Source organism: Abditibacteriota bacterium, assembly GCA_017552965.1.
Taxonomy (GTDB): Bacteria; Armatimonadota; UBA5829; order UBA5829; family UBA5829; genus RGIG7931.
Genome location: JAFZNQ010000010.1, coordinates 44,178 through 68,763, shown reverse-complemented (window position 1 = coordinate 68,763; position 24,586 = coordinate 44,178). Strand labels below are relative to the sequence as shown.

General features: G+C 57.0%; 19 protein-coding genes. 12 read left to right on the top strand and 7 right to left on the bottom strand.

Annotation, left to right across the window (positions count from 1 at the left end; genetic code table 11):
• Nucleotides 1–1,158: leucine-rich repeat protein (locus IK083_02500; GenBank protein ID MBR4748429.1), on the top strand; the 1,158-nt coding region annotated here is incomplete at its 5' end.
• A 79-nt stretch (nucleotides 1,159–1,237) separates the two neighbouring features.
• On the opposite strand, the gene IK083_02495 is transcribed toward IK083_02500, so the two are convergent.
• The 5 genes from IK083_02495 to IK083_02475 form a co-directional block, all read right to left on the bottom strand.
• Nucleotides 1,238–3,385: a glycoside hydrolase family 31 protein gene (locus IK083_02495; protein MBR4748428.1), complete on the bottom strand. Its 2,148-nt coding sequence runs from the start codon at nucleotides 3,383–3,385 to the stop codon at nucleotides 1,238–1,240.
• Between the two features lie 12 nt (nucleotides 3,386–3,397).
• Nucleotides 3,398–3,790: a hypothetical protein gene (locus IK083_02490; protein MBR4748427.1), complete on the bottom strand. Its 393-nt coding sequence runs from the start codon at nucleotides 3,788–3,790 to the stop codon at nucleotides 3,398–3,400.
• 4 nt (nucleotides 3,791–3,794) lie between these two features.
• Complete coding sequence (gene proC, locus IK083_02485) at nucleotides 3,795–4,649, bottom strand: pyrroline-5-carboxylate reductase (GenBank protein ID MBR4748426.1); 855 nt, start codon at nucleotides 4,647–4,649, stop codon at nucleotides 3,795–3,797.
• 1 nt (nucleotide 4,650) lies between these two features.
• Nucleotides 4,651–5,109, bottom strand: coding sequence for a cell division protein SepF (locus IK083_02480; protein ID MBR4748425.1), 459 nt, complete (start codon nucleotides 5,107–5,109; stop codon nucleotides 4,651–4,653).
• 122 nt (nucleotides 5,110–5,231) lie between these two features.
• Nucleotides 5,232–5,477 (bottom strand): hypothetical protein, encoded by a 246-nt coding sequence (locus tag IK083_02475; protein ID MBR4748424.1) that lies wholly within the window; start codon nucleotides 5,475–5,477, stop codon nucleotides 5,232–5,234.
• Between the two features lie 173 nt (nucleotides 5,478–5,650).
• Between IK083_02475 and IK083_02470 the strand changes: the two genes are divergently transcribed.
• The 10 genes from IK083_02470 to rbsK all read left to right on the top strand — a co-directional run bounded on the left by IK083_02470 (nucleotide 5,651) and on the right by rbsK (nucleotide 20,607).
• On the top strand, nucleotides 5,651–7,273 hold the full coding sequence (locus tag IK083_02470) for a DUF4091 domain-containing protein (GenBank protein MBR4748423.1): 1,623 nt from the start codon (nucleotides 5,651–5,653) through the stop codon (nucleotides 7,271–7,273).
• A 123-nt stretch (nucleotides 7,274–7,396) separates the two neighbouring features.
• Complete coding sequence (locus tag IK083_02465) at nucleotides 7,397–9,106, top strand: threonine--tRNA ligase (protein MBR4748422.1); 1,710 nt, start codon at nucleotides 7,397–7,399, stop codon at nucleotides 9,104–9,106.
• Nucleotides 9,107–9,168: 62 nt separating this feature from the next.
• Nucleotides 9,169–11,121: a hypothetical protein gene (locus tag IK083_02460; protein ID MBR4748421.1), complete on the top strand. Its 1,953-nt coding sequence runs from the start codon at nucleotides 9,169–9,171 to the stop codon at nucleotides 11,119–11,121.
• Entirely contained in the window at nucleotides 11,112–13,562 is a 2,451-nt protein-coding gene (locus IK083_02455; GenBank protein MBR4748420.1) for a beta-galactosidase, read from the top strand. Before IK083_02460 ends, IK083_02455 begins: the two co-directional genes overlap by 10 nt.
• Complete coding sequence (locus IK083_02450; GenBank protein MBR4748419.1) at nucleotides 13,552–15,618, top strand: hypothetical protein; 2,067 nt, start codon at nucleotides 13,552–13,554, stop codon at nucleotides 15,616–15,618. The genes IK083_02455 and IK083_02450 overlap by 11 nt, the downstream gene beginning before the upstream one ends.
• Nucleotides 15,612–16,628, top strand: coding sequence for a 23S rRNA (adenine(2503)-C(2))-methyltransferase RlmN (gene rlmN / locus IK083_02445; GenBank protein MBR4748418.1), 1,017 nt, complete (start codon nucleotides 15,612–15,614; stop codon nucleotides 16,626–16,628). Before IK083_02450 ends, rlmN begins: the two co-directional genes overlap by 7 nt.
• Nucleotides 16,629–16,640: 12 nt before the next feature.
• Nucleotides 16,641–17,534, top strand: coding sequence for a quinolinate synthase NadA (gene nadA, locus IK083_02440; GenBank protein ID MBR4748417.1), 894 nt, complete (start codon nucleotides 16,641–16,643; stop codon nucleotides 17,532–17,534).
• Nucleotides 17,535–17,536: 2 nt separating this feature from the next.
• Nucleotides 17,537–18,376, top strand: a complete 840-nt coding sequence (gene nadC, locus IK083_02435; protein MBR4748416.1) for a carboxylating nicotinate-nucleotide diphosphorylase — start codon at nucleotides 17,537–17,539, stop codon at nucleotides 18,374–18,376.
• Nucleotides 18,377–18,712: 336 nt separating this feature from the next.
• Nucleotides 18,713–19,729, top strand: a complete 1,017-nt coding sequence (locus tag IK083_02430; GenBank protein MBR4748415.1) for a magnesium transporter CorA family protein — start codon at nucleotides 18,713–18,715, stop codon at nucleotides 19,727–19,729.
• Nucleotides 19,726–20,607 (top strand): ribokinase, encoded by an 882-nt coding sequence (gene rbsK / locus IK083_02425; GenBank protein MBR4748414.1) that lies wholly within the window; start codon nucleotides 19,726–19,728, stop codon nucleotides 20,605–20,607. Before IK083_02430 ends, rbsK begins: the two co-directional genes overlap by 4 nt.
• 53 nt (nucleotides 20,608–20,660) lie before the next feature.
• On the opposite strand, the gene IK083_02420 is transcribed toward rbsK, so the two are convergent.
• Nucleotides 20,661–21,377 (bottom strand): DUF2993 domain-containing protein, encoded by a 717-nt coding sequence (locus IK083_02420; GenBank protein MBR4748413.1) that lies wholly within the window; start codon nucleotides 21,375–21,377, stop codon nucleotides 20,661–20,663.
• Nucleotides 21,374–22,891: an NAD(+) synthase gene (nadE, locus tag IK083_02415; protein ID MBR4748412.1), complete on the bottom strand. Its 1,518-nt coding sequence runs from the start codon at nucleotides 22,889–22,891 to the stop codon at nucleotides 21,374–21,376. Before nadE ends, IK083_02420 begins: the two co-directional genes overlap by 4 nt.
• 255 nt (nucleotides 22,892–23,146) lie before the next feature.
• Here nadE and IK083_02410 point away from each other — a divergent pair, with 255 nt between their 5' ends.
• On the top strand, nucleotides 23,147–24,577 hold the full coding sequence (locus tag IK083_02410; GenBank protein ID MBR4748411.1) for an amidophosphoribosyltransferase: 1,431 nt from the start codon (nucleotides 23,147–23,149) through the stop codon (nucleotides 24,575–24,577).
• The last annotated feature ends 9 nt before the right edge of the window (nucleotides 24,578–24,586 follow it).

Below are 24,586 nucleotides of genomic sequence, written 5' to 3'. Positions count from 1 at the left end.
TTCTACGTGCATGACAATGGTCTGGGCTTCACCTCAGAGGCTCCCTTTTACAACGTGGACAAGGGAGAGGTGGACTTTTCGGGCTTTTCCGTGTACGTAAAGAGCGTCAACATCAGCAAAAGATCCACCAACCCCATCAAGAGTGATGCGGGCTTTGCCATGCTGCCCCTGCCGGCCCTCAAGGACGCCAAGCCCGTGGCCATCAGCAAAGAGTCCATGAAGGAAGGCGACAAGGTGCTCATCATAGGCTACAGCCCCAAAAAGCACAGCCTGATCATCAATCACAACGAGGTCGGAGCTCCTCAGGAAAACGTGTTTACCCTGGCCAAGCCCATCGACGACTACTTCACCGGCGCTCCCGTGCTGAATATGGACGGCGAGATCATGGGTCTGGTGCTCATATCCGACGCCGACGATCCCGAGCTCAATCTGCTGCAGGACATCGCGGGTCTGGGCGAGGCTCTGAAGGATGCGGAAAAAGAACTGGCTGAGGGCGACGGCAACACGGAGCGGGTGCTGGCCACCGACGAGGACGATGAGGACGAGTCGGAAAAGATCTATGACACCGTCATAGGCGGCTACACCTTTACCCTGGCCGGCAGCTCTTTGCTGGAGGTGAAGGGAAAAGGGGACACTGTCAGGATCCCCACCACCGTGGAGTTTCTCTGCGACCGCTGCTTTGAGGGCGTCGAGGCTGAAGAGCTGATCATCCCGTCCTCCGTCAGGGACATCGAGATGGGCGCCTTTTACGACACCATGGTAGAAAAGATATCCGTCAACTCCGGCAACAAGGACTTTGTGTCTAAGGACGGCATCCTCTTCACCAAGGACAAGAAGACCCTGGTCTGCTACCCCGCCGGCAAAAAGGCCGAGAGCTACGTGCTGGACAAGGGACTGGAAACCATCTGCGACCTGGCCTTTTATGACTGCAAATACCTGAGAAATCTCACGGTCCCCGTGAGCCTGGTGCAACTGGGGGACAACTGCATACTGGACGTGTCCGGCAAGCTGACCATCACCGGCTACGAGGACACGGTCATGCAGCAGTATGCAGAGGACCACGACATCAAGTTCAAGACGAAGGAGCTCACCGACACGGACATCAAGTTCCTGAGAGAGCTGGAGGAGACTCTGTCCTCTCACTCCGGCGAGATTTGAGCAGCCGACGAAAAAAAGCCTCCCTTCGGGGAGGCTCGTTTTTTGTCTCGGTATCTTACGCCGCCTTTGCGTATGGGGGTCAGGGGACGGGGCTGCTGTCAATGGCGGCTATCACGTCCCGGTCGGTAAAGACGTATCTCACGCCTGCGTATTTGCCCTGTCTGTCGATCACCGGCTCGCCGTTGCGCTTGGATACGGTGACAGTGTTCTGCAGTCCCTTTTCATAGTCAAAGGAGACGCCGTCATCCTCATACAGAGTGAAGCCTCGCTCGCCGTTGCCGTATTCCCTGATCTGGACCTCGAACACCGTGTCGGGAAGGATGTTGTCCCGGGGCATTGCCAGAGGGAGCAGGCTGTCATTCTTGACGAATATGGGCAGAGTGCCCACGGGATAGGACAGCTTTTCGGTGGAGCCGCCCCGATACACCTTGCCTGTGTAAAAATCGGCCCAGTCGTTGCCTGTGGGGAAATAGACGCTGCGTTCCTCGCTCTCCCGGGTGCAGGGGGCGCACATGATCCTGTCCCCGGCCAAAAACTGGTCGCTGACAGAGTACACTGCCGGGTCATTGGGGTAGTCCATGACCAGGGCTCTCACGGGAGGTGTGCCCTTGGTGTGGTACTCCATAAAGGCAGAATACAGATATGGCACAAGGCTCATGCGCTGCCGGGCTATCTTCAGGGCGACGGCGGTGATCTCCGGGGCGTCGGCTGCTACTATGCCATTGATGTTGTTGGTCCGGTTGGGCTGCTTCCAGGGCGGCAGCGGCATAAACCACACGTTGATGTTGTATAGCGGGGCAAAGAGACACAGCTCCATGCGCCGCAGCAGGTCGGTCTTGTTGGAGGCGCTGCGGATCTCGGGGTTCCACATGCTGCCGCAAAAGCCGCTCTGAGCCATGCCGTTGACGTAGTATTCGTAGGTGTAGGCGTCCGTGTAGATGCTGAAGGGCAGGGGAGCGTTGAAGGCGCAGGCGTTTCGGGCCAGGTTCCAGGACCTCAGCTCTCTTTTGTCCAGCGAGCTCAGGATGGTCTGCATATACAGATCCCCCAGCAGGGAATGCATCTGCTCGCCGTCCATGCCCGAGGGGAACCGGGACATCACCGGGAAGGACCACTGGTTGTCGCCAAAGGGCTGGTAGTCGCATTCGTCCAGCTTCATGCCGCCCACGGAGTCGTAGCAGAATATGCTGCTGTCCATCTGGGCTGCAAATATGTCGCGGGTCTTTTTCAGAGCAAAGTCGGGGACGAGGCCGCCCCACACGTAGTAGTCCCCGGAAAGGGGCTTGAGGGGCTCGAATATGGGAGACTCATTGTCCACGTAGCAGTGCTGCCACAATATGAGGTGCAGGTCCTGCTGCTTCATCCTGGCGGCAAAATCGTCGGGGTCGGGAAAGGTCTCCTTGTTCCAGGTAAAGTCGCAGGAGTAGGCCTTGGTCATCCAGCCGGGCTCCAGGCCCCACATGGACAGGGGAAAGCCGTCCTGCTTGATGTCGCGGATAAGCTGCAGATGCTCCTCGGCGTTCAGGTCTTTGCAGCCGCGGTATTGGATGCCCAGGCCCCACAGGGGAGGCACAGGGCCGCCGCCGGAATACAGATTGTAGCGCTCCACAGCGTTTTTCAGGTCGTCTCCCGCAAATATGTATGCGTCCACACCCTTTGCCACAGGTATCTCCACGGATATATATCTTCCGGAGGAAGCCAGGGGTGAAAAGAGAGCCGGGTCGGCGCCGGAGAGGACAAGGCTGTCCCGGGAAAGGTCCTTGGGGTGCTGGCTGCGCACATACCAGCCGGTGAATCTGGCCGTATCCAGCAATATGCCGTAGCCTGCCGTGGACACCAAAAAGGGGACCGGATGATGGCTGTAGCCTTCCTTGCCCTCCGGGTCGTCTGCAGGCGCCACAAAATAACGCCCGTCCTTTTTCTCAAATATGCGGGTATTGAGGCCCAGTCCGTAAAAATGCTCTCCCTCGGCCATGGGAAATACGATACGGCTGCCTCTCTTGTCTGCGGAAAAGCGCAGGTCCCTGAATATGCCGGGGATGGGCTGTCTCGACTGAGCTTTGAGAGCCTCCCTGACGGGAGGCTTGAAGGCGTAACGGGAAGGAGTATGCTTTTCAGGCGAGCCCAGTGTGATCTTCCACACGCCGGGATACACTTCCCTGGGCGAGGCGGCAAAGACCGCCGTGGCCATGACCAGCAGGGCCAGCAAAGTAAACAGAGTCTTCATGCTCTCAGGCAGCTATTTCCTTTTCACCGAATATATGGTGACCTTGTGTCCCTTGTAGATGTTCACCACCTGTCTTTTGGCTTCCATAGCGGTCCTGGCATAATAGGCCTGCTGATACTTTCTACCGTCCATGGAAAAGGTGACGGTCCACAGAGGCTGACTGGCAGTCGTCTTGGCAGCCTCGGGCTTGGGATTGGTCTTGGACACGGATCTCACAGAGATGATGTTCACCTTGTGACCGGCGTAGCGCTGCTCGATGAGCTTGCGGGCATTCTGCGAGGTGGTGGCGCTGATGGTCTGGGTGTAGCGCTTGCCGTCCACAGAATAGGCCATTTCGTAGCAGTTGAGGGCAAATGCCGTTGTTGCGAGCAGCAATACTGCCAATACACTGATCAGTTTTTTCATGGTATTACCTCCCCAGGTCGGTGGATCTGTCCGAGGCGGCTTTCACAGCGTTCATAAAGGCGCTGCGTATGCCGGCCTTTTCCAATACTGCCACTCCTTCGATGGTAGTGCCTGCGGGCGAAGTCACCATATCCTTCAGCTGGTCCGGATGCATCCCGGAGGTGAGCACCATTTTTGCGGAGCCCAGCACTGTCTGGGCTGCAAGCTGAGTGGCTACGCTGCGGGGCAGTCCGGAATAGACGCCGCCGTCGGATAGGGCTTCGATCATCATAAATACAAATGCGGGGCCGGAGCCCGACAGACCGGTGACGGCGTCAAGCTGAGACTCGGACACCCGGATGCAGACCCCCACGGCCCCCAGCAGACCCTCGGTGAGCTCTGTCTGATTGCCGGTGAGGCTTCTGGAGCCTGTGGCGTAGGCCAGCACGCCCTCCTGTATCTGCACGCAGATATTGGGCATGGCTCTGACCGTGTAGGCCTCCGGGGCTTGCGCCTCTATGGAGGCAAGGGTCACGCCTGCGGCTATGGATATAAGCAGCTTGTCTTTGGTCGCCGGAGCTATCTGAGCCAGCACGCCGCCTATGACGGCGGGCTTCACGGCCAGGATGATCACGTCGGAAGGACCCGCTGCCGACAAAGTGTCGGTGGTGGTGTTGACGGATGAGCCGTTTTCTTCGGCGAAGCCGGCTATGTATTCCAGACGCTTGGGGTCTATGTCCGACACGGTGAGGCTGACGGGCAGTCCCGCGGATATGATGCCTCTGGCCAGACCGGAGCCCATGTAGCCGGCGCCTATGATCAGCACTCTGTGTATCTTTTCCCTGGCCAGCTTGCTGTAATTGGTGATCTCGCCTGTCATGTTATTTCCTGTCTATACGTCTGTAAGGGGTCTTGGCCTTGAATTCTACGTGATAGCCGCTGGGAGTGAATATAAACACGTTCTCGGATATCTGGGCGTAGTTGCCGTTGATGGCGTATATCACCCCGCATAAAAACTGCAGGATGTTGTTTTGCTCGGGCAGAGATTCCTTGTTCAGATCAAAGCTGATGATCTGCTCCCGGCCCTGCTTCAGACCGTCTGCCACCAGCTTGGCGTCCTTTTCGGTCCTCACGGTCTGCCACACGGACACGGTGCGTTTGGTGGAATTGGTCTTGGTGACAAAGCGGGACTGTCGGGGCTCTTCCTCTTCCTCGTCATAGTCCGCTTCGTCTTCGTATATCTCGTCCTCGTCATCATAATCCGCATCGGCGTCATTGCGTCTGGAGCCGCCGAATAGGGTCATCAGATCAAAAAAGGTATTTGGCTTTGAGTTACCCATGTTTGTGTTCCTTTGATGAATGTGTTCCTTTGATGAATTAGTCAATTATATTATATCATATTTCGGGCGCGTAAATAAAGAGGGGACTCCTTTTTCTCTTTTCGGAGAGACCGCGGTGTCCGTTATTCCCGGGCATGCATGGCCGGGGAGTTCTGGACGTGAGAGGTCACTGCAGCAGGCGCGTGAATGTCGGCCCGGTGCCTGAGGAGGGCCGCGCCGCAGCAGGCTGCGCCGGCCAGCGCCAGCAGCACGCACAGAGCCGTCAGAGCGCAGCAGCTTCCGCCGCCTCCGCTTTTTTTCTTCTTTTTTCGGTCTTTCGTCAATAAATACAGGAGCAGCAGATCTTCGGTTTCGTCATCAAACAACATAGAGTCTTCTCCTTTTGCTTTTCTCCACTGACTATTATACCACACCGGTCTGCGGATAGTTCCGCCGGGACGGAGGAAAGGCCGTTTTTGGGGAACGAAACCCGGAGGGCGATTGTTGAATAAATACCCGCGAGTTGATATAATAAAAAAAGAAACAACCGGAGGCACATCACATGAAGCTCTTTATAGTGAATTCCACCACGCGCATCTTCCCGTCCTACGACGGCAGCCGCGTCGGTTTTTATGACATCTACGCTGCCCGCAACGAAAACGTCAACTGGCAGGTGATGCTCTACAACGATACCACGTTTCCCGTCAAATGCAAGCTCGGCGTCAAGTCTGACCTGGTGACCCGGGTCAGGCTGGAGCAGCTGGTCTTCGGCAAGGCCCACACGGTCTATACGGAGCCCGAAGAGCTGGACGGCCTGGGGCTCATCCCCGGCCTGCTGCCCGATCCTCTCATTGACGAAGACGAGGTGGTGGTCTATCCCTTCAGCAACAGGGCCTTCTGGATCAACAGCTACATCCCCGCAGATCACCCTGCCGGCAGCTGCCCGAACCTGGTGGAGTGTGTCTGCAACAGGCTGGGAGAAGACGACAGCAAGTGGGAGCTCTGCACCTCCGTGGACATCAACGTGGCGGACTTTACAGTGGCGCAGAAAAAGACGGTCAACTGCCTTCACTGGTTCTACTGCGATTCCCTGGCGGACTATTACAGGGTGGAGCCCTTCACCGACGAGTTCTGGCCCATCTGCGAAAAATATATGCAGAACTATTCCGACCACGGCAACACCATCATATATCTGCCTCTCTTTACCCCTCCGCTGGACGGCATCAAGAGGCCCAATCAGCTGGTGGGAGTAGAGCGCACGTCGCCTCACACCTACGCCTTTGACTTCACTCTGGCGGACAAATACGTGGAGCTGGCCCACAAGTGCGGCCTCTATTCCTTTGAATGCGTGCATTTCTTCACTCAGTGGGGCTGCGCCCATCCCATACGCATCTACGCCGACCCCTCCGACGAATACAGCTACATATTCGATCCCGAGTCCGACGCCACCGGCGACGAATACAGAGAGTTCCTCTCTCAGTTCCTTCCCGCTCTGAAGGCCTGGGCCGAGGAAAGAGGCATATTTGACAACATCTGGTATCACATGTCCGACGAGCCTCACGGCGACGAGCATCTGGCCAACTACAAAAAGGCCCGGGATATGATACGGGGGATCGCTCCCTGGATGAAGACCATGGACGCTCTGTCCGACATCAACATAGCAAGGGAAGCTGGAGTGGATATGCCCATATCCTCCGTCAGCTCCGCTCCGGACTTTATCGCCGCCGGCATGCCTCACTGGGTGTATTACTGCTGCGGGCCCAAGGGCAGGCACGTCAACAGATTTCTGGATACCCCTCTGTGGAAGGAGCGAATGCTGGGCGCCGCCATGTACAAGCTGAACGCTCTGGGCTTCCTGCAATGGGGCTACAACTACTGGTACAGGTTCGGAGTGGACAGAAACCGGATACAGATAGACCCCTATGCGGACCAGACCAATGATTTCTATCCCGGGCTCCCCATGGGTGACGCCTTTGAGGTCTATCCCTCCCTCGACGGTCCGGTGGACTCCCTCCGGTGGGAGGTGTTCAGAGAGCTGCTGGAGGACTTTGACCTCTTCACCAATCTGGGAGTGGACAAGGCTTCGCCCTTGTTGAAGGACATCATCGACTACGCCGAGTTTCCCAGAGACCCCGGCTTCATCCACAAGGTGCGCAAGGCCCTGCTGGAGGAGCTGGTCCCTTAGTCCGGACAACCTGACACGGCGCGCGCCGGCGCCTTTATTCCTTGCGCCGGGAGCCGCCGTGTCTTTTATTTTGCCCCGGTTTGATGTATAATATAAGTGTATTAATTGCTCGAAGGTATATGTATGGAAAATATTGATATCTCAATGCTGCGCCATTCCACGTCACACGTGATGGCTGCCGCTGTCAAAAAGCTCTTCGGCGGCGTCAAGATCGCCATTGGTCCCTCCATCGAAAACGGTTTTTATTACGACTTTGACGTCGAAAAGCCCTTTACTCCCGAGGATCTGGAGCTCATCACCAAGGAGATGAAAAAGATCATCAAGTCCCGGGCTCCCTTTGTCCGCAGAGAGGTCACCAAGGCCGAGGCTCTGGAGCTCTTCAAGGACGAGCCCTACAAGTTGGAGCTCATAGAGGGCATCCCCGAGGACGAGACCATCTCTACCTATGAGCTGGACGGCTTTCTGGATCTGTGCCGCGGTCCTCACCTGGATCACGCCGGCCGCATCAAGGCCTTCAAGCTCATGAGCGTCGCAGGCGCCTATTGGCGGGGAGACGAGAAGAACAAGATGCTCTCCCGCATCTACGGCACCGCCTTTGGCTCCAAGGACGAGCTGGCCGAGTATCTGCAAAAGCTGGAAGAAGCAGAGAGACGGGATCACCGCAAGCTGGGCAGAGAGCTGGACCTGTTTTCCATACAGGAAGAGGCTGGCTCCGGTCTGGTGTTCTGGCATCCCAAGGGCGCTCTCATCCGCAAGCTTATAGAAGACTACTGGAAGGATGAGCATCTGGCCAACGGCTACGAGCTGGTGGTCACTCCCCATATTGCCCTGAGAGACCTGTGGAAGACCTCCGGCCATCTGGATTTTTACACGGAAAACATGTTCAGCCCCATGAAGATCGATGACAACGATTATCAGCTGAAGCCCATGAATTGTCCCTTCCATCTGCTCATATACAAGAGCAAGGTGCGGAGCTACAGAGAGATGCCCATCAGATGGGCCGAGATGGGCACCGTGTACAGATACGAAAAGTCCGGCGTGCTCCACGGCCTCATGAGAGTAAGGGGCTTCACTCAGGATGATGCCCATATCCTGTGTACCCGGGAGCAGCTGGATCAGGAGATACAGCGCATCATGAGCTTTATCTTCAACATATTCCGCAAGTTCGACTTCACCGAATACGAGATATTCCTGTCCACCAAGCCTCAGAAAGCGGTGGGCAGCGACGAGATATGGGAGGAGGCCACCTCCGCCATCAAGACCGCTCTGGAGACCGAGAATCTGGCCTACAGCATAGACGAGGGCGGCGGCGCCTTCTACGGCCCCAAGATCGACGTCAAGATCAAGGACGCCATCGGACGCATGTGGCAGTGCTCCACCGTGCAGATAGACTTCAACGAGCCCGAACGGTTTGACATCAACTACGTGGGGCAGGACGGCGAGATGCACAGGCCCATCATGATCCACAGAGCCCTCTTCGGCTCGCTGGAAAGATTTTTCGGCATCCTCATAGAGCACTATGCCGGAGCCTTCCCTCTGTGGCTGTCTCCGGTGCAGATCGGCGTGTGTCCCATCACGGACAACAACGTGGAATACTGCCGCAATATCTGCGACGCCCTGAAGAAAAAGGGCTACAGATGCAGCCTCTACGATATGAACGAGCCCCTCAAGGCCAAGATCAAGACCTGCCAGACCGAAAAGATACCCTACATGCTCATCGTGGGCGACAGGGATATGGAAGCGGGCACCGTGTCCGTCCGCACCAGAAAGGACGGCGATATCGGAGCCTACGATATGGACGGGCTGCTGGCGCTGCTTGCAGAGGACAAGTAATATTGGATCAGTCAAGCCGTTTGCCCCGGGGCAAATGGCTTGCTTATTTATAGGACGACCCGATGAAACGTATACACGATCTGTCTCAATACGCGTGGCAGTTGTCCGGATGGACTCCGGAGGTGTGGCGGATGGTCCGGTCCGCGGAGACCGGAGTCGCTTCCACCTGTGAGGCGCCGGCCATGGAATGCCGCATTCCCTGCTCGGTGCAAAAGGTCCTCAGGGACAACTCGGTCATCGGCGACTGGAACGTGGGCCTGGATCACCGCCGGTCCGAGTGGGTGGAGCACCGGCACTGGATGTTCACCTGTGAGATACCCGGCGACCTGTTTTCCGCCGGCAGGGAATACGCCTTTGTGTCAGAAGGACTGGACTACAAGGGAGAGGTGTATTTCAACGGAGCTCTGATAGGCTCCTTTGCCAACTCCTTTTTGCCGGTCAGATTTCCCATTACAGAGTGGAAGGAGGGCTCCAACAGGCTGACCATAGTCTTTCTGGAGGCTCCCAAGTGGCTGGGCCAGTTTGGCAGGACCTCGGAGATCACCGCGCCCAAGACCCGTTTTTACTACGGCTGGGACTGGACCTGCAGGTTCGTCCAGACCGGAGTGTGGGATAAGACCTATATCACCGAGACCTGCGGCGGTCACGTGACCTGCTGCAGGATGTTTGCCGACGCGGACCCGGAGACCGGCAGGGGCATCCTCACAGTCTCCGCCCGGTTTTCATCCCCTTACAGGGGCGACGCCCGGATAGCCGTCAGGGACGGCGACAGAGTGATATTCAGTGAGACCTGCGCCGCGGATGGCGAGCTGTGGACCCGCGCCTTCATCGACATTCCCGCGGAGCTGTGGGACGTGAACGGGGCGGGCTCGCAGACACTCTATACCGCAGAGGTCTCCTTTGACGCCATAGACGAAACCGTGACGAAAAGGGTAGGCTTCAGACACATCGAGTGGAAGCGCACGGCGGGGGCTTCTCCTTCCTCCGGCAAGTGGCTGTGCTCCATCAACGGCAGAGATACCTTTTTGCAGGGCTTCAACTGGGTGCCTCCCTATCACAATTTTGCCGACTGCACCCGGGAGGACTACGCGGAGCTTGTCCGCATATACAAGGACCTGGGAGTAAACATATTCAGGGTCAACGGAGTAGGGGTCCTGGGGACGGAAGACTTTTACGACCTCTGCGACGAGGCCGGCATACTGGTGTGGCAGGAGCTGCCCATGAGCAGCTCGGCTCTGGACAACACGCCTCCCTACGACAAGGACTTTGCCGACGAGATGGACCGGATATTCGTGAGCTATATAGACAGACGGTGCCATCACCCGTCGCTCCTCCTGTGGAGCGGAGGCAATGAGCTATTTACGGACAGCCATCTGTCCGGCAGGATGAGACCCTGCAGCGACGAGCACCCCCTGCTGAAGCGATTGCAGGATACCGCATGCAGAGAGGACCCCTGTCACAGATTCATCACCGGCTCGCCTACGGGGCCTTCCTTCACTGTGGATGACTCCAACAGAGGGAAGGGCGTCAACGAGAACGTGCACGGCCCCTGGAAGGCCGACAGCATAGACGACTGGGCGGACTATTTTGCCCGGGATGACGCCATGTTCAGGTCTGAGACGGGAGCGCCCGGGGCTTCCTCCATAGAGGTGATAGCCCGATACGCAGGAGGCGCCCCCTCCATGCCGGTGGCCAACGACAGCGTCTTTTGGGCCAGACCCTATCACTGGTGGCTGGAAACGGCGGAGTTTGAACGGGAGCACGGGAGACAGCCGGTTTCTCCGGAGGAATACGTCATCTGGAGCCAGCGCCGTCAGGCCCAGCTGCTCTATATCGCAGCCCGGGAGACCAAAAAGCGGTTCCCGGCCTGCGGCGGCTTTATGGTGTGGATGGGCCACGACCTGTATCCCTGTCCCTGCAACACCTCGGTCATAGACTATCACAGAAATCTGAAGCCTGCCGCCCTGTCTCTGGGCTTGGTGTTCCGCAGGACGCCGGAGGAATTATGCGATTAGTTCTCATTGCCTTGTTCTTGCTTGCCGCCTTTTCCGCGGCGTGGGCCGAGCCCGTCGTCAGCTGGTTTGACCTGTATCCCATACGTTTTTATCCCGCCGACGACAATGATGAGATACCTGTCTCCGGGGCCAACTCTATCACCTATGCCGCCAGCAGCAACTGGTTCGTGAGAACGCAGGAAGACACTCTGACCTTTGACTTTCTCGACGCTCAGGTCCAACAGCTACGCAGTCTGGGGCTTGGAGGGAGCATCATCTGTGAGGTGAATCCTTTGTATCACTCCTCGGCTCCCTGGCTCTCGGAAAAATGCTCGGCTGCCGGCGAGACCATAGCCAATATTGCCGGCGTTCCGTCGCCTCAGCCCTCCATAGCCTCCCCGGTGTTCAACCGGGAGCTGGAGATACTGGTCCGGGAGTGGATGAAGCATCTGGATGAGATCGATCCCGAAAAACGGGTCTCTTACGTACATCCCGGAGCCGAATGGTGGTTCAATACTTACGAACGCTATGGCAAGACGGATACGGACGCCTTTAAGACCTGGCTTCGCAACAAATACAAGTCCATTTCGGCTCTCAACAAGGCCTGGGGCAGCGATTTTCCGTCCTTTGAGGCCGTGGAGGTCCCCAGAGTGCAGATATCCGGCAACGGCATTGCCGGCAGCAAAGGCCAGTCCATAGTGACGGACGCCGCATACGGAGACTGCCAGGCGTCCTATGTTTCCGGTCCGCTGCTGGGCGGTGAGGGTAACGCTCCGCAGCTCATCCCCGTCCGGGGAGGAGACGCGTACACCCTGTCCTTTGACGTGAAAACCGAGGGCCTGGGTGGAGGCGCCTACGCAGAGCTGAACTTTGCCAACGGGGACAACACGGGCTTTACGGGCTTCAGAGGGTCTCCCTACGAAAAACGCAGTGATACCGACTGGCACACCATATCCTGCAGCATCACCGCGCCGGCCGACTCGGCCTATGTGACCATCCAGCTGCAGCTGGCAGGCCACGGCAGGGTCCGCTATCGGAACCTGTCCTTCAGGTCCCCGGAGGGCGAGGAGCTGGCCAAGCCTTTGTCCGAGTGGGGGACCGTCATATGGTCCGGCAAGGAGCCCCGGCATGAATATGCAAACGGGGAATGCATGATAGAAAACCTGCCGAAGGACAGGGCTTACTCTAACGGGAATGCTGCGGTGGGGGACTGGACCCGTTTTTGGTATGAGCACGCGGCTTATTGGATCAACCATACCCACAGCCTGTACAAGCAAAACTCCTATGGCAGAAGGACAGTGTCTTATCTCACCAATTCTTTTGCCTGGGGAGTGGAGTGGGACAGCATAGCCGCCGGCGCCATCAGTCTGGACAGAGTGCTGATGAACAGCGGCTCTGTGGATGAGATAGGGATGCAGGTGTGCTCCGCCGACGGAGACGACTACCGCATCACCTGCGCTCTGGATACAGCCCGCAAATACCGCAAGCCTATGTGGGCCGTGGATCTGGTGGACTTTACCTCCGGAGTGCATATCGGCGAATGGCATATCAACAAAATGGCTCAGAACGCCGTTGCCTCGGGGGCACGGGGACTGGTGTATTGCGGCTGGGACCTGTGGCATCTCACCGATGATTACAGCTACAAAAATCATGTGCCCATAGACGGGCTGCGGCGCATCAACGAGATGGCAGCGGAGGGTATCCGGACACTGGAGGACAAGAAGGCTCCGAAGGAAGCGGCTATCATACACACCGCGCTGCCCGCCACCTCCGACGATGCCGAGGGCTATAAGAACAGCCCCTTCAGCTTTATGGGCTGGTACAAGATACTCAAGTCCTGTCTGGTGAACGTGGACGTGGTAAGCCTTGCGGAGATAGAGAAAAACCCGGACCTGCTGGACGACTACAAGCTGATACTGGTCCCACACTGTCCCTATATCTCTTCCCGGGCCGGGGAGGCCCTGCAAAAGCGCAGCGACAGGCTGTTTTTCGGAGGCGAATTCGCCCGATGCTCCGATACGGGAGCGCCATACTCCGGCGGCTCCGTGGCTCCGGCGAGAGACTACGGCTCGGAATACTGCGGCGAGCTCATCAGGGACACACACGCCGGCAATACGCCGCCCCTGTTCCTGTGGGGAGAGGAGACGCCCGAGCGCAGCGGGGTCCTCTGCGAAGCCTCCCTGCTGCTCCTTCGGGAGCTGAAGGCCCGGGGGATAAGGCTCCCCTTTGAGACGGACAACCGGTATCTCAGCGCCACCCGCTGGCAGGGCGGCGGCGAAACAGTGTATTATTTTGTGAATCAGAGGAAGACAGGCTCCTTCAGCCTGACCATAACCGGCTCCGGGAAGGGAGTGACCGTGGTCAGGGACGGCGTAGTCTCGGAAGTCCGGACCGCCGACGGAGGAGTGGATATAGGCAGCTTTGACACCAGCTGCATCGTGAGGATAAAACATGAATTTTGACTTTCAGCTGACGGATGATTACAAGAGCCTTGCCAAGGACAGGCTGAAGCTGTTTTACAGACCCAGAGGCGTGGGCGAATTCGTCCTTGCCGACGCGGAGAGCCGCCTCAGAAGCAGGGGCGCGTCCCATGCCATATGGAGAGGCGAACGGTGCTATGGCAGGCTCTCTGCCATGGAGCCGGATATCGACCCCCGGGAGCTCATAGTTGGGTGCCCGGCCTTCAACAACGAGCCCGGGGTGCCCGAAGGCGAGGCCGCAGAGGCCTGCAGGGATATGCCTCCCTGGCCCGGAGGGGACAACGGCCACATCAACCCGGACTACAAAAGGCTGCTGGACCTGGGTCTCAGGGATATGGCGGGCTATATCCGGGCCTGCGCCGAGACCAACGGCCCTTCGGACTTTTACACCGGCTGCGAAAGGGCTTTGGCAGGCATTGGCGAATATATCCGCAAGACCGCCCGCAAATGCAGGGAGCTGGGTATGCATCGGCAGGCCGAGAACTGTGAGAGCATCATCAGCGAGCCTCCCCACACCTTTTATCAGGCTCTGCAGCTGCTCTTTTTTGCCCAGGTGTGCATCTGGTACGGCGAGGATCACAATCTGGTCACCTGCTGCAGGCTGGACAGGAGCCTCATAGATTTTTATCTGAGGGATACGGCGAAGGGCATTCTTACTTCGGAGGAGGCCTTTGATCTGCTGTGTCATTACTACCTGCAGCTGAACAACATATGCGCTCCCGGTCTGGCCCTGTCCGTGATAGTGGGCGGCCCCGACGCAGAGGGCTATGTGTGCAACGATATCACCTATCTGGCCATAGCGGCCAGAGTCAGGAGCCGCCTGGTGTATCCCACCATAGGTCTGGCCTGGACTCAGGACGCTCCCGAAGAACTCATGGACTTCTGCTGCAGACTGGAGCTGGAAGGGGTGGGCTGTCCTTCCTTTTTCAACGACAACGTCATTCACGAGGGCCTTGTGAAAAACGGGGTCAGCGACGCCGACGCCCGGGAATGGATGAATTCTACCTGTGTGGAGATCATGCCTGCCGGCTGCGCCAACGTGTATGTGGCCAGCCCCTATTTCAATTGCAGCCAGGCTCTGCTGGACGTGCTGAAGGAGGCCAGACAGGACCCGCCTGCGGATATAGAAGAATTGACCGAGAGATACTTTGTCTCTCTGGACAAGCAGGTGAGCGGCGCCGCGGCAGCCATGGACGCCGCCTGGGAAGCCCGCAAACAGTGGGGCCTGGAGCCTCTGGTCAGCTGTTTTACCCGGGATTGTCTGGAGACTGGCAAGGACTACGACTGCGAAGGGGCCAGATACAATTGGGTGGAAAACTCTTTCGTGGGCACGGCCAACGTGGCCGACGCCATATACGCCGTGGACAGACTCATATACAAAGAAAGGCGCCTGGACTTCACGGAGCTCTACGCCGCTCTCGAGGCAGACTTCAAGGGATATGACGCGCTGCTGGCATATATCCTGTCTCTGCCCAAATACGGCAATGATGACGACGAGGTGGACTCCATAGCCGGCCGGCTCTTTGAACGGGAAGCCCGATTGTCCCGCAGCTACAGGGTGGGCGGCCATGAATACGTGCCCGGGACCTTTTGCTGGATCAACCACGCTCGTCTGGGAAGCCAGACCATGGCTACTCCCGACGGACGCCTTTCGGGGACTGCCTTTGCGGATGGCGCCGGCTCTGCCCAGGGACGGGATATCAAGGGGCCTACCGCCTCCATCAAGTCCACCACCAAATGGGATCATTCCCCCATGATAGGCGGGCTGGTGCAGAACATCAAGTTTTCCCGGGACAACCTGTCTCCGGACAAGGCCGCCTCGTCCCTGAAGGCTCTGGTCAAGGCCTATCTGCTGCGGGGAGGAATGGAGATACAGATCAATATCACCAGTCTGGCGGAGCTGAAGGATGCTCAGGCTCATCCCGAAAGGCACGGCGATCTGGTAGTCAGGGTGGCCGGCTATTCCGACTATTTTGTCAATCTGCCTCCCAACATGCAGGACGAGGTGATCAGGAGAAAGGAACACTCGCTTTGCTGAAATACCATTCCCTTTCCGAAGAGGAGACGGCCGCTCTGCTGGCAGAGCTGCAGGCTCCCTCTTTCAGGGCAGGTCAGCTGAGGGACTGGGTCTATGGTCACAAGGCTGCTTCCTTTGACGAGATGACCAATCTGCCCAAGGGGCTCAGGGAATCTCTGAAGGACAGTCTGGACCTGGAGACGCCGGAGTGCGCAGACAGGACAGAGGCTGACGACGGCACCTGCAAATATCTGCTGCGTCTGGGAGACGGCGCTCTTATCGAGTGCGTGTATCTGCCCTACAGTGACAGGCGCTCCGTGTGCGTATCCACTCAGGTGGGGTGCGCAGTGGGCTGCGCTTTTTGCGCTTCTTGCCTGAACGGCTTCGTGAGAAACCTGACCTGCGGAGAGATAGTGAATCAGATACTCTTTGTGGAGAGGGAGACCGGGGAGAGGATCAGTCACGTGGTGTTTATGGGCATAGGGGAGCCCCTGCACAACATTGAGCAGGTGACCCGGGCCTGCGGCGTCATCAACAAGCGTCTTGGGATAAGCCAGAGGCGTATCACAGTGTCCACCTCCGGGATAGTGTCGGGTATCAGGCGTCTGGCAGACCTGCAGCCTGAATTTACCCTGGCTCTGTCTCTGCATTCGCCTTTTCAGGAACAGAGGCAGCAGCTGATACCCATAGCGCGGCGCAACACTCTGGAGGATATAGAGTCGGCCTGCGCTTACTATTTTGAAAGGACCGGCAGACGCATCACACTGGAATATCTGCTGCTGGACGGGGTCAATACTTCCGGGGAAGCGGCGGAGGCCCTGGCAGGCATCGCCCGCAGGCTGAAGGCCCACGTCAATCTCATTCCCTACAATCCGGTGGAGGGGAAGCCTTTCCGGAGGCCCTCCGGACGGACCGTCAGCTCATTTGCCGCCATACTCGGGGAGCGGGGCGTTCCCGTGACCCAAAGGCTGGAGCGGGGCTCCAAAAAGGGAGCCGCCTGCGGTCAGCTCAGAAATATGTCAAAGCCATAGAGGAGATAAGATATGATTGAAAAGATCAAACAGCTGAAAAAAGAGAAAAACGCAGTCATACTGGGGCACAACTATACCCCCGTCGAGATACAGGAGCTGGCCGATTATACCGGTGACAGTCTGGAGCTCTCCAGGATCGCCGCCGGCACCGACGCAGACGTGATAGTGTTCTGCGGAGTCCATTTTATGGCGGAGACCGCCAAGATACTTTCTCCCGGGAAGACGGTCCTTATCCCCGATGAAAATGCCGGCTGTCCCATGGCAGACACCATTACAGGCGACGAGCTGAGACGCTTCAAGTCCATGTATCCCGGCGTGCCCGTGGTGGCCTACGTGAATACCACTGCCGAGATCAAATCCGAGTCCGACATCATCTGCACCTCCGCCAATGCGGTCAGAGTGGTGGCAGGCATGGATTCGGACCGGGTACTGTTTGTGCCTGACAGACATCTGGGAGCCTACGTGCAGAGCATGGTGCCCGACAAGGAAGTCATATGCTGGAACGGCTGCTGCCCCGTGCACAACAGGATACTCTCCACAGACGTGGTCCGGGCAAAGCGCGAAAACCCCGACGCTCTGGTGGTAGCGCACCCCGAGTGCCCCGGAGACGTGCTGGAGCTGGCCGATATCATAGCCTCCACCAGCGGCATGATCAGGGAGATCACTGCTTCGGAGAACAAGCGGTTCATCATATGCACCGAGCGGGGCCTCATACACCAGTTCAGAAAGCACAACCCGGACAAGGAGTTCATCAATCCCAATCCGGTCAATATATGCCCGAACATGAAGAAGAATACTCCCGAGAAGCTGCTCCGCTGCCTGGAGACCATGACCCATGAGATCCGGCTGTCCGACGAAGTGATAGCCTCGGCCAAGAGCGCTCTGGAAAAGATGATCAGGTATTAGCCATGTATCTCGACAAGAATTATATCTATGACAAAGTAAAGGAAGCTCTCCGGGAGGATTCGCCCTACGGAGATATCACCAGCATATTTACCCAGGATCCCGCTGCATCCTGCAGCGGGAGGCTCTGGGCAAAGGAGGATTTTGTCCTCTCGGGCCTCGAGGTAGCCCGGGCTGCCTTTGACATTACCGACAGCTCCATCAGGTTCACGCCTGCCGCCCGGGACGGAGACAGGCTGACCTATGGCAGCGCCGTGGCCCTCATTGAAGGTCCCGCCATCAGCGTGCTGACCGCCGAAAGGATAGCCCTGAACTTTTTGCAGCGGATGTCCGGTATCGCCACCATGACCTCAGCCTTTGTGGAGGCGGTCTCTCACACGAAGGCCCGCATAGTGGATACGCGCAAGACCACCCCTTTGCTGAGGATGTTCGAAAAATACGCGGTCAGATGCGGCGGAGGAGTCAATCACAGGACAGGCCTTTCCGACGGCATCCTCATCAAGGACAATCACATAGCCGCCGCCGGGGGCATCACCGCAGCGGTGGAAGCGGTCCGCAGGCAGGCGGCTCACACTCTGAAGATAGAGGTGGAGATCAAGAGTCCGGAGCAGCTGGACGAAGCCCTGGCTTCCGGCGCCCATATCATCATGCTGGACAACTTTTCCATAGAGGATATGCGAAAGGCCGTGATCGCCATAGACGGCCGGGTCCTTACCGAGGCCTCCGGCGGGGTGAATCTCCGCACCGTGAAGGAGATAGCCGAGACCGGAGTGGACATTATTTCCGTGGGGGCTCTGACCCATTCGGTCAAAGCTGCGGATATAAGTCTGGATCTGGACGGATAGACCCCTTGTCATATCCCAAGCCGTGTGATATAATTAAATTGTAAAAAACATCAACGGACTTTTTAATGGACGACTATCATCAATCTAACTCTATAAGCACTCTATAATCTCCGAATTACAGGGTGCTTGTTGCAACTAAGGCATCGGCATCCTGACGCCTTGTAGTTCTTTTTACTTTGCCTGCGTTCGCGCAGAGAAAATGGGAGCAGGGCTCTATGTTTTTTATCCATAAAATATACCGACCGTACCTCTACTTTCAAAGGTGACAGCTGCTTGGGGAGCAGCTTTTTGTGCCACGGCACAGTCACCTGAAAAAAGTCTGTACGGGAGGAATATATGATCCACAATGACAATACCGTAGAATACAAGGTCTCCAACGGCAAGCTCGAAGCCGTGGAGAACAACTCGGGAGCGCAGTCCAATTCGCCCAGCGTAGTAGTCTATACCAAGCCTTCGGAGGACATACTCAGCTACCTGGTGAATACCATGTCCATAGACGAGCACACCCTCAATTCGGCTCTGGACAACGACGAGATAGCCCGTCTGGAATTCGAGCCCAATCACAAAGCGGCCATCATCAAGAGACCGAAGGGCTTCAAGGACCTGAGCTGGGAGTTCAGCGTCTCGTCCATCGGAGTGTTTGTCTTCGAAAACAGCCTGATCATAGTGCAGAACGAGTCTCTGCCTCTGTTTAACCTGAACAAGTCCGCCGGCAGGTCCGACACTGTGAACGGCGTCTTTCTCAGCATACTGTATCACAGCATCAACCAGTTCCTGCGGAACATCAAGCTGATCAATCAGGTGTCCAACTCCATCGAGAAAAACATAGAGCACAGCCTGGGCAACAAGTCACTCTCCAGTATGTTTGAGCTGCAAAAAAGTCTGGTGTATTATCAGAGCGCCGTCCAGTCCAACACCATGCTGCTCAACAAGCTGAAGATGAACACGGTGAAGCTGGGCTTTACCGAGGAAGAAGAAGAGTTTCTGGACGATATGATCATCGAGAACAAGCAGTGTGAAAAGCTGGTGGATATGTACTCCAGCATTCTCACCGGCATGTCCGATGCGAGAGTGTCCATCGTCAACAACAATCTGGCCATTCTCATGAAAAAGCTCACTCTCATCACTCTGGTGTTCACGCCCCTCAACATACTGGCTTCCATTGGCGGCATGAGTGAATACACCAATTTTACCAGAGCGCTGCCCTGGACGGTGAGCTACCCTCTCTTTATAGTGGGGCTGACCGCCATAGGCTATATCATCTGGTTCTGCATACGCAATATAGGCGAAGAGGAAGGCGAGCCCAAGAGAAGCCGCTTGAGATTTCTCAAGCGCAACAAGGATAAAAAATGAAGATACTCGTAGTAGGCTCCAGCAACACGGACATGACTGCGCTGGTGCCGTCCATCCCCGGACCCGGGGAGACCGTGGTAGGCTCGGGTTTTCGGGTGACCCTGGGAGGCAAGGGCGCCAATCAGGCTGTAGCCTGCGTCCGACAGGGCGCTGCTACCGCCTTTGTGACTGCTCTGGGCAACGACTCCTTTGGCGATACTCTGACAGACTCTTTTGTGCGGGAGGGCATGCAGACGGACTGCATAGTCCGCAAGCCCGTTCACAGCGGCGTGGCTCTCATATTTGTGGATGAGAACGGCGAGAACTCCATCGGAGTGGCTGCCGGAGCCAACAGCCTGCTGTCTCCGGAGGATATAGACGCAGCTGACTCCTGCTTTGAGGAGGGCGGCATATTGCTCCTGCAGCTGGAGATACCCATGGACACGGTGGTCTATGCCTGCCGCAAGGCCAAGTCAAAGAATATGACCGTGATACTCAACCCCGCGCCCGCCGCCGCTATCCCGCCGGAGCTGCTCCGCTATACCGATATCATCACCCCCAACGAGCATGAGCTGGACCGGATAGGCAAGACTCCCGCAGAGCTCTTCGAAGCCGGCGTGAGCCTGGTGGTCAATACCCTCGGGAGCAGGGGAGCAAGAGTGATCTCGCCCGACGAGAGCTACACAGTGCCTGCATACAAGGTCAGGGCTGTGGACACAGTGGGAGCCGGAGACTGCTTCAACGGAGTCCTGGCGGCGTCCCTGGCTAAGGGGATGGACGTGAGAGAGGCTGTACACAGAGCTGTGGCAGCGGCTGCCCTTGCGGTGACCCGGGAGGGCGCTCAGGCTGCCATGCCCACGGGGGAGGAGACGGACGCATTCATCCGCGCTCACAGATAGGCCTTATATTACTCAAAAGATAAAGGGCTCCGGTCTTGCCGGAGCCCTTGGGTTTATTGGGATGCCATCAGCCCGTCGGGGCTGATCCTGCCTGTGACCACTACGGCCCCCGGGGAACAGGAGGCGCCTGTGAGATACAGGCCGTTGGCGGAGGTGTCCATGGTGTACACGGGATTGATCATCTTGCTGATGCGGTCCTTTGTCCAGCCGGGCAGCTTGACGGACATGCCCGATATATCGATCTTCTGAGTGTCGAACCACAATTCGCAGCCTCTTTTGACGCTCACGTTCCCTTCTGCAGAGGCCTTGACCGTGACTGCCAGCATCTTTTTCTTGCCGGATACGGTCAGGCTGTCCTTGCCGATGATTATCTCCGAAGTGTCCAGCGCAGTGATCTTGCCGTCTGCGAGAGCGTTGACCTCCTTTTCCGATATGGTGGCCGTAAATGTGCCTGTGTCGCAGGAGGTGATCTTCTTCTTGACCGGGTTGTAGACCACGTTGGTCACCGCCACGTTCAGCTTGCTGTAGGTGACGCCTTCGTATCTGACGTTGATGCCGGTGAGCTCCACTCTGGATACCTTGCCCTTCAGCCAGTCGGTCAGCTTGCCGGAAATGCGGCATTTGTACGAGTCCGCAGGGGCAAACCGTTCGCTGACCGCTTTGACTATCTCGTGTTCTATGCGGCTCTTGATGGGGTCGCAGCCGGTGAGCAGAACGGTGCACAGTACTGCCGGCAGCAAGAGCGCTAATAATACCCTCAGCGTCTTCATGGTCTGTATTTGTTCATGATGGGATAATCCCAATAGGCATCAAAGCCGAAGCTGGACTTGGACACTATGACGCCCAGCGGATACTGGTGCCTCTTGAATTCTGCCCGGCACAACATGCCGAACACCTTTTCTGCCAGGGCTATGTCGGCGCCCGTCTCTTCGGCAGCCTCCCTGACAGTAGCGTTTTCTTCGATGAGCATATAGAGCAGAGCGTCCAGTATCTTGTAGTCCGGCAGGGTATCGCTGTCCTTCTGGTTGGGCCTCAGCTCGGCAGAGGGAGCCCGGTCGATGATAGTCTGGGGGATGACCTCCGTCTTGCTGATACGGTTGATGTAGTCTGCCAGCTCATAGACCTCGTGCTTGTAGAGGTCCATGATGGGCGCCAGGGCTCCTGCCGTGTCTCCGTACATGGTGGCATATCCCATGGCCAGCTCACTCTTGTTGCCCGTCACCAGGACCGCGTGCCCCTGATCGTTGGAGAGAGCCATGTTGAGCATGCCTCTGGTCCTCGCCTGGAGATTCTCCATAGTGATCTCCTTCAGGCTGCCTCCAAAGACGGGAGCCAGCGAGTGGACGTAGCTCTCCACCAGGGGCTTGATATCGATGACGTCGTACCGGACGTTCAGCCTGCGGCAGATCACTTCAGCGTCGCCCATGGTGGCCGCAGAGGAGAACTCGGAGGGCATGATGAGGCAGCGGACCCGGTCGGCTCCCAGAGCGTTGACTGCCAGAGCGCCGACTACGGCAGAGTCTATGCCTCCCGACATGCCCAGGCAGACGCCGGGGAAGCCTGCAGACTCCACAAAAGCTGATATGGACATGCAAATGGCTTTGAAGACTGCCTCTATGCCGGACTTTTTGTCATATATGGGGGCGCCGGCCTTGTCGGACAGATCCAGCAAAGCGCCCTTTTCGCAAAAGCTCTCTTCTCTGTAGAACAGCTTTTCTTCGGACACCCCAAAGGAGGATCCGACGAATACGGCTCCGTTGGAAAAGCCCACGGAGTTGAGACACAGCACCGTCTTGTCAAAGCCGGCCAAAAGCTGCATCAGCAGGCTCTCAAAGTCTATCTCCTTGCTGAAGACGATGGGGGCAGTGAAGATGCACAGCTCCGAATCGGGGATATCCGGATTCACCGATATCTCCGTGCCGTTGATGACTATGCGCTCCGCGTCATTGTTGAAGTTCTCGTCCATGCTGACGGGAAATACGATCTCCTCGTCCTTATAGTAATACATGCACGCCTCGCCCTCAGGTATGACCGTGGGCAGCAGGATGCGGATATCCCCGGCGGCCGCCTTGATGAGGTCATTGTATCCCTGGACCGATTCCACGAACTGACTGTTTTCCATGAGGCCTTTCATGTTGAGGCCTGTGAGAGAGCCGTAGGAAAAGGCTATAATATCGGCGCCTGCCTTTTTGGCGTCGGCTATGTGGCGCAATATGTTGTCTGTGTTGTCCTTTAATGCGCCGGGAGCAGGCTTGGTCTGCGCGGCGTACAGCTTGATGTTCATAACGAGTGTCCTTGTTGTTTATTCACCATTACTATTATACTCCATTTCGAGGCGTTTGTGTGGATATACGGGCTGCAGCGGGCTGCGCCTTGGGGCGCTTTTTCCACAGAAGACAGCGACAGGGGGGCTTTTTTGCCGATTTGCCCTGTGGCAAGGCCCTTATCTCTTGAATAATTTACTATGAAATGGTATAGTTTATAATGGGTGAACAGTGGTGATTTGAGGGTTTGCCCAGTAATATCAGAGGTAAGAAATATGAGCTATCCTTTCCAGATCAAAAATGAAGTCAACGACGAGTGCGGCATATTCGGCATTTTCGGTCCCGGGGATGCAAAGGAAATATCGCGCATAGCCTTTTTCGGCATTTTTGCTCTGCAGCACAGAGGACAGGAGAGCGCCGGCATCGCTACCACAGACGGTCATGAGATATTCATGCACAGAGAGCAGGGGCTGGTCAATCAGATCTTTACCGAGCAGAATCTGAGAGAGCTGAAGGGCTACGCCGCCATCTGTCACACCAGATATTCCGCCACCGGAGCCAGCGTCAAGAGAAACATACAGCCCATGGTGGCCTACACCCGATACGGTGAGATAGCTCTGGCCCACAACGGCGATATGGTCAATACAGCAGAGATACGGGAGATGCTGAAGACCAAGGGCATAGACTTTGACACCACCTCTGATTCGGAGGTGCTGCTCAGACTCATATCTCTTTCCGACAAGCCCACCATACAGGAAGCCATCAGTCAGGCTATGGGCGTGGTGAAGGGAGCCTACGCGGCCGTGGTGCTCACCAAGAATGAAGTCATCGGCTTCAAGGACCCCAAGGGTATCAGACCTCTGTCCCTGGGCAGGCTGGACGACGGTACTCCCGCCATCGCGTCGGAGTCCTGCTCCTTCAGCACCATAGGCGGCAGCGTGGTCAGAGAGCTGGAGCCCGGCGAGATAGTCACCCTGAACAAGCAAGGTGTTTCTTCTGTGGCTGGGCAGCCCAAACAGGGGAACGCCCTCTGTATATTTGAATACGTGTACATAGCCCGTCCCGACAGCAATCTGAACGGCATACCGGTCCATCTGGCCAGAAAGAGGATGGGCGAGGAGCTGGCTAAGGAATGTCCCATTGACGGCTGCGACCTGGTGTTTCCCATCCCCAATACTGGCGTGCAGGCGGCTGTAGGTCTGGCGGAAGCCAGCGGAGTGCCCTTTGCGCAGGCCATCGTCAAGAATCACTACATCCACAGGACCTTTATCAGACCTCATCAGAGCATGAGAGAAAACGCCGTGAAGATGAAGCTGATCCCACTCAAGGAGCTGTTGGAAGGCAAAAAGGTGGTCATGGTGGACGACAGTATAGTCAGAGGGACCACCATAGGCCCCACCATCGACCTTATAAGAGGCGCCGGAGCCAAAGAGGTACACGTCAGGATAGCCTGTCCCATGTATCTGTATCCCTGCTTCTACGGCATAGATACCTGCAACAGAGATGAGCTGATCGCCACAAGGATGAGCCTGGAGGAGATACGCAGGCACATAGGCGCCGACAGTCTGGGCTATCTGTCCATGGAGGGCCTCTTCAAGGCAGTGGGCGGCGACGCCGAGCATACCTGCTGCGCCGCCTGTCTCAACGGCAAATATCCTGTGGATATACCCGAGGAATACAAGATCAGCAAAAAACTGTACGAATAGATCATGGAG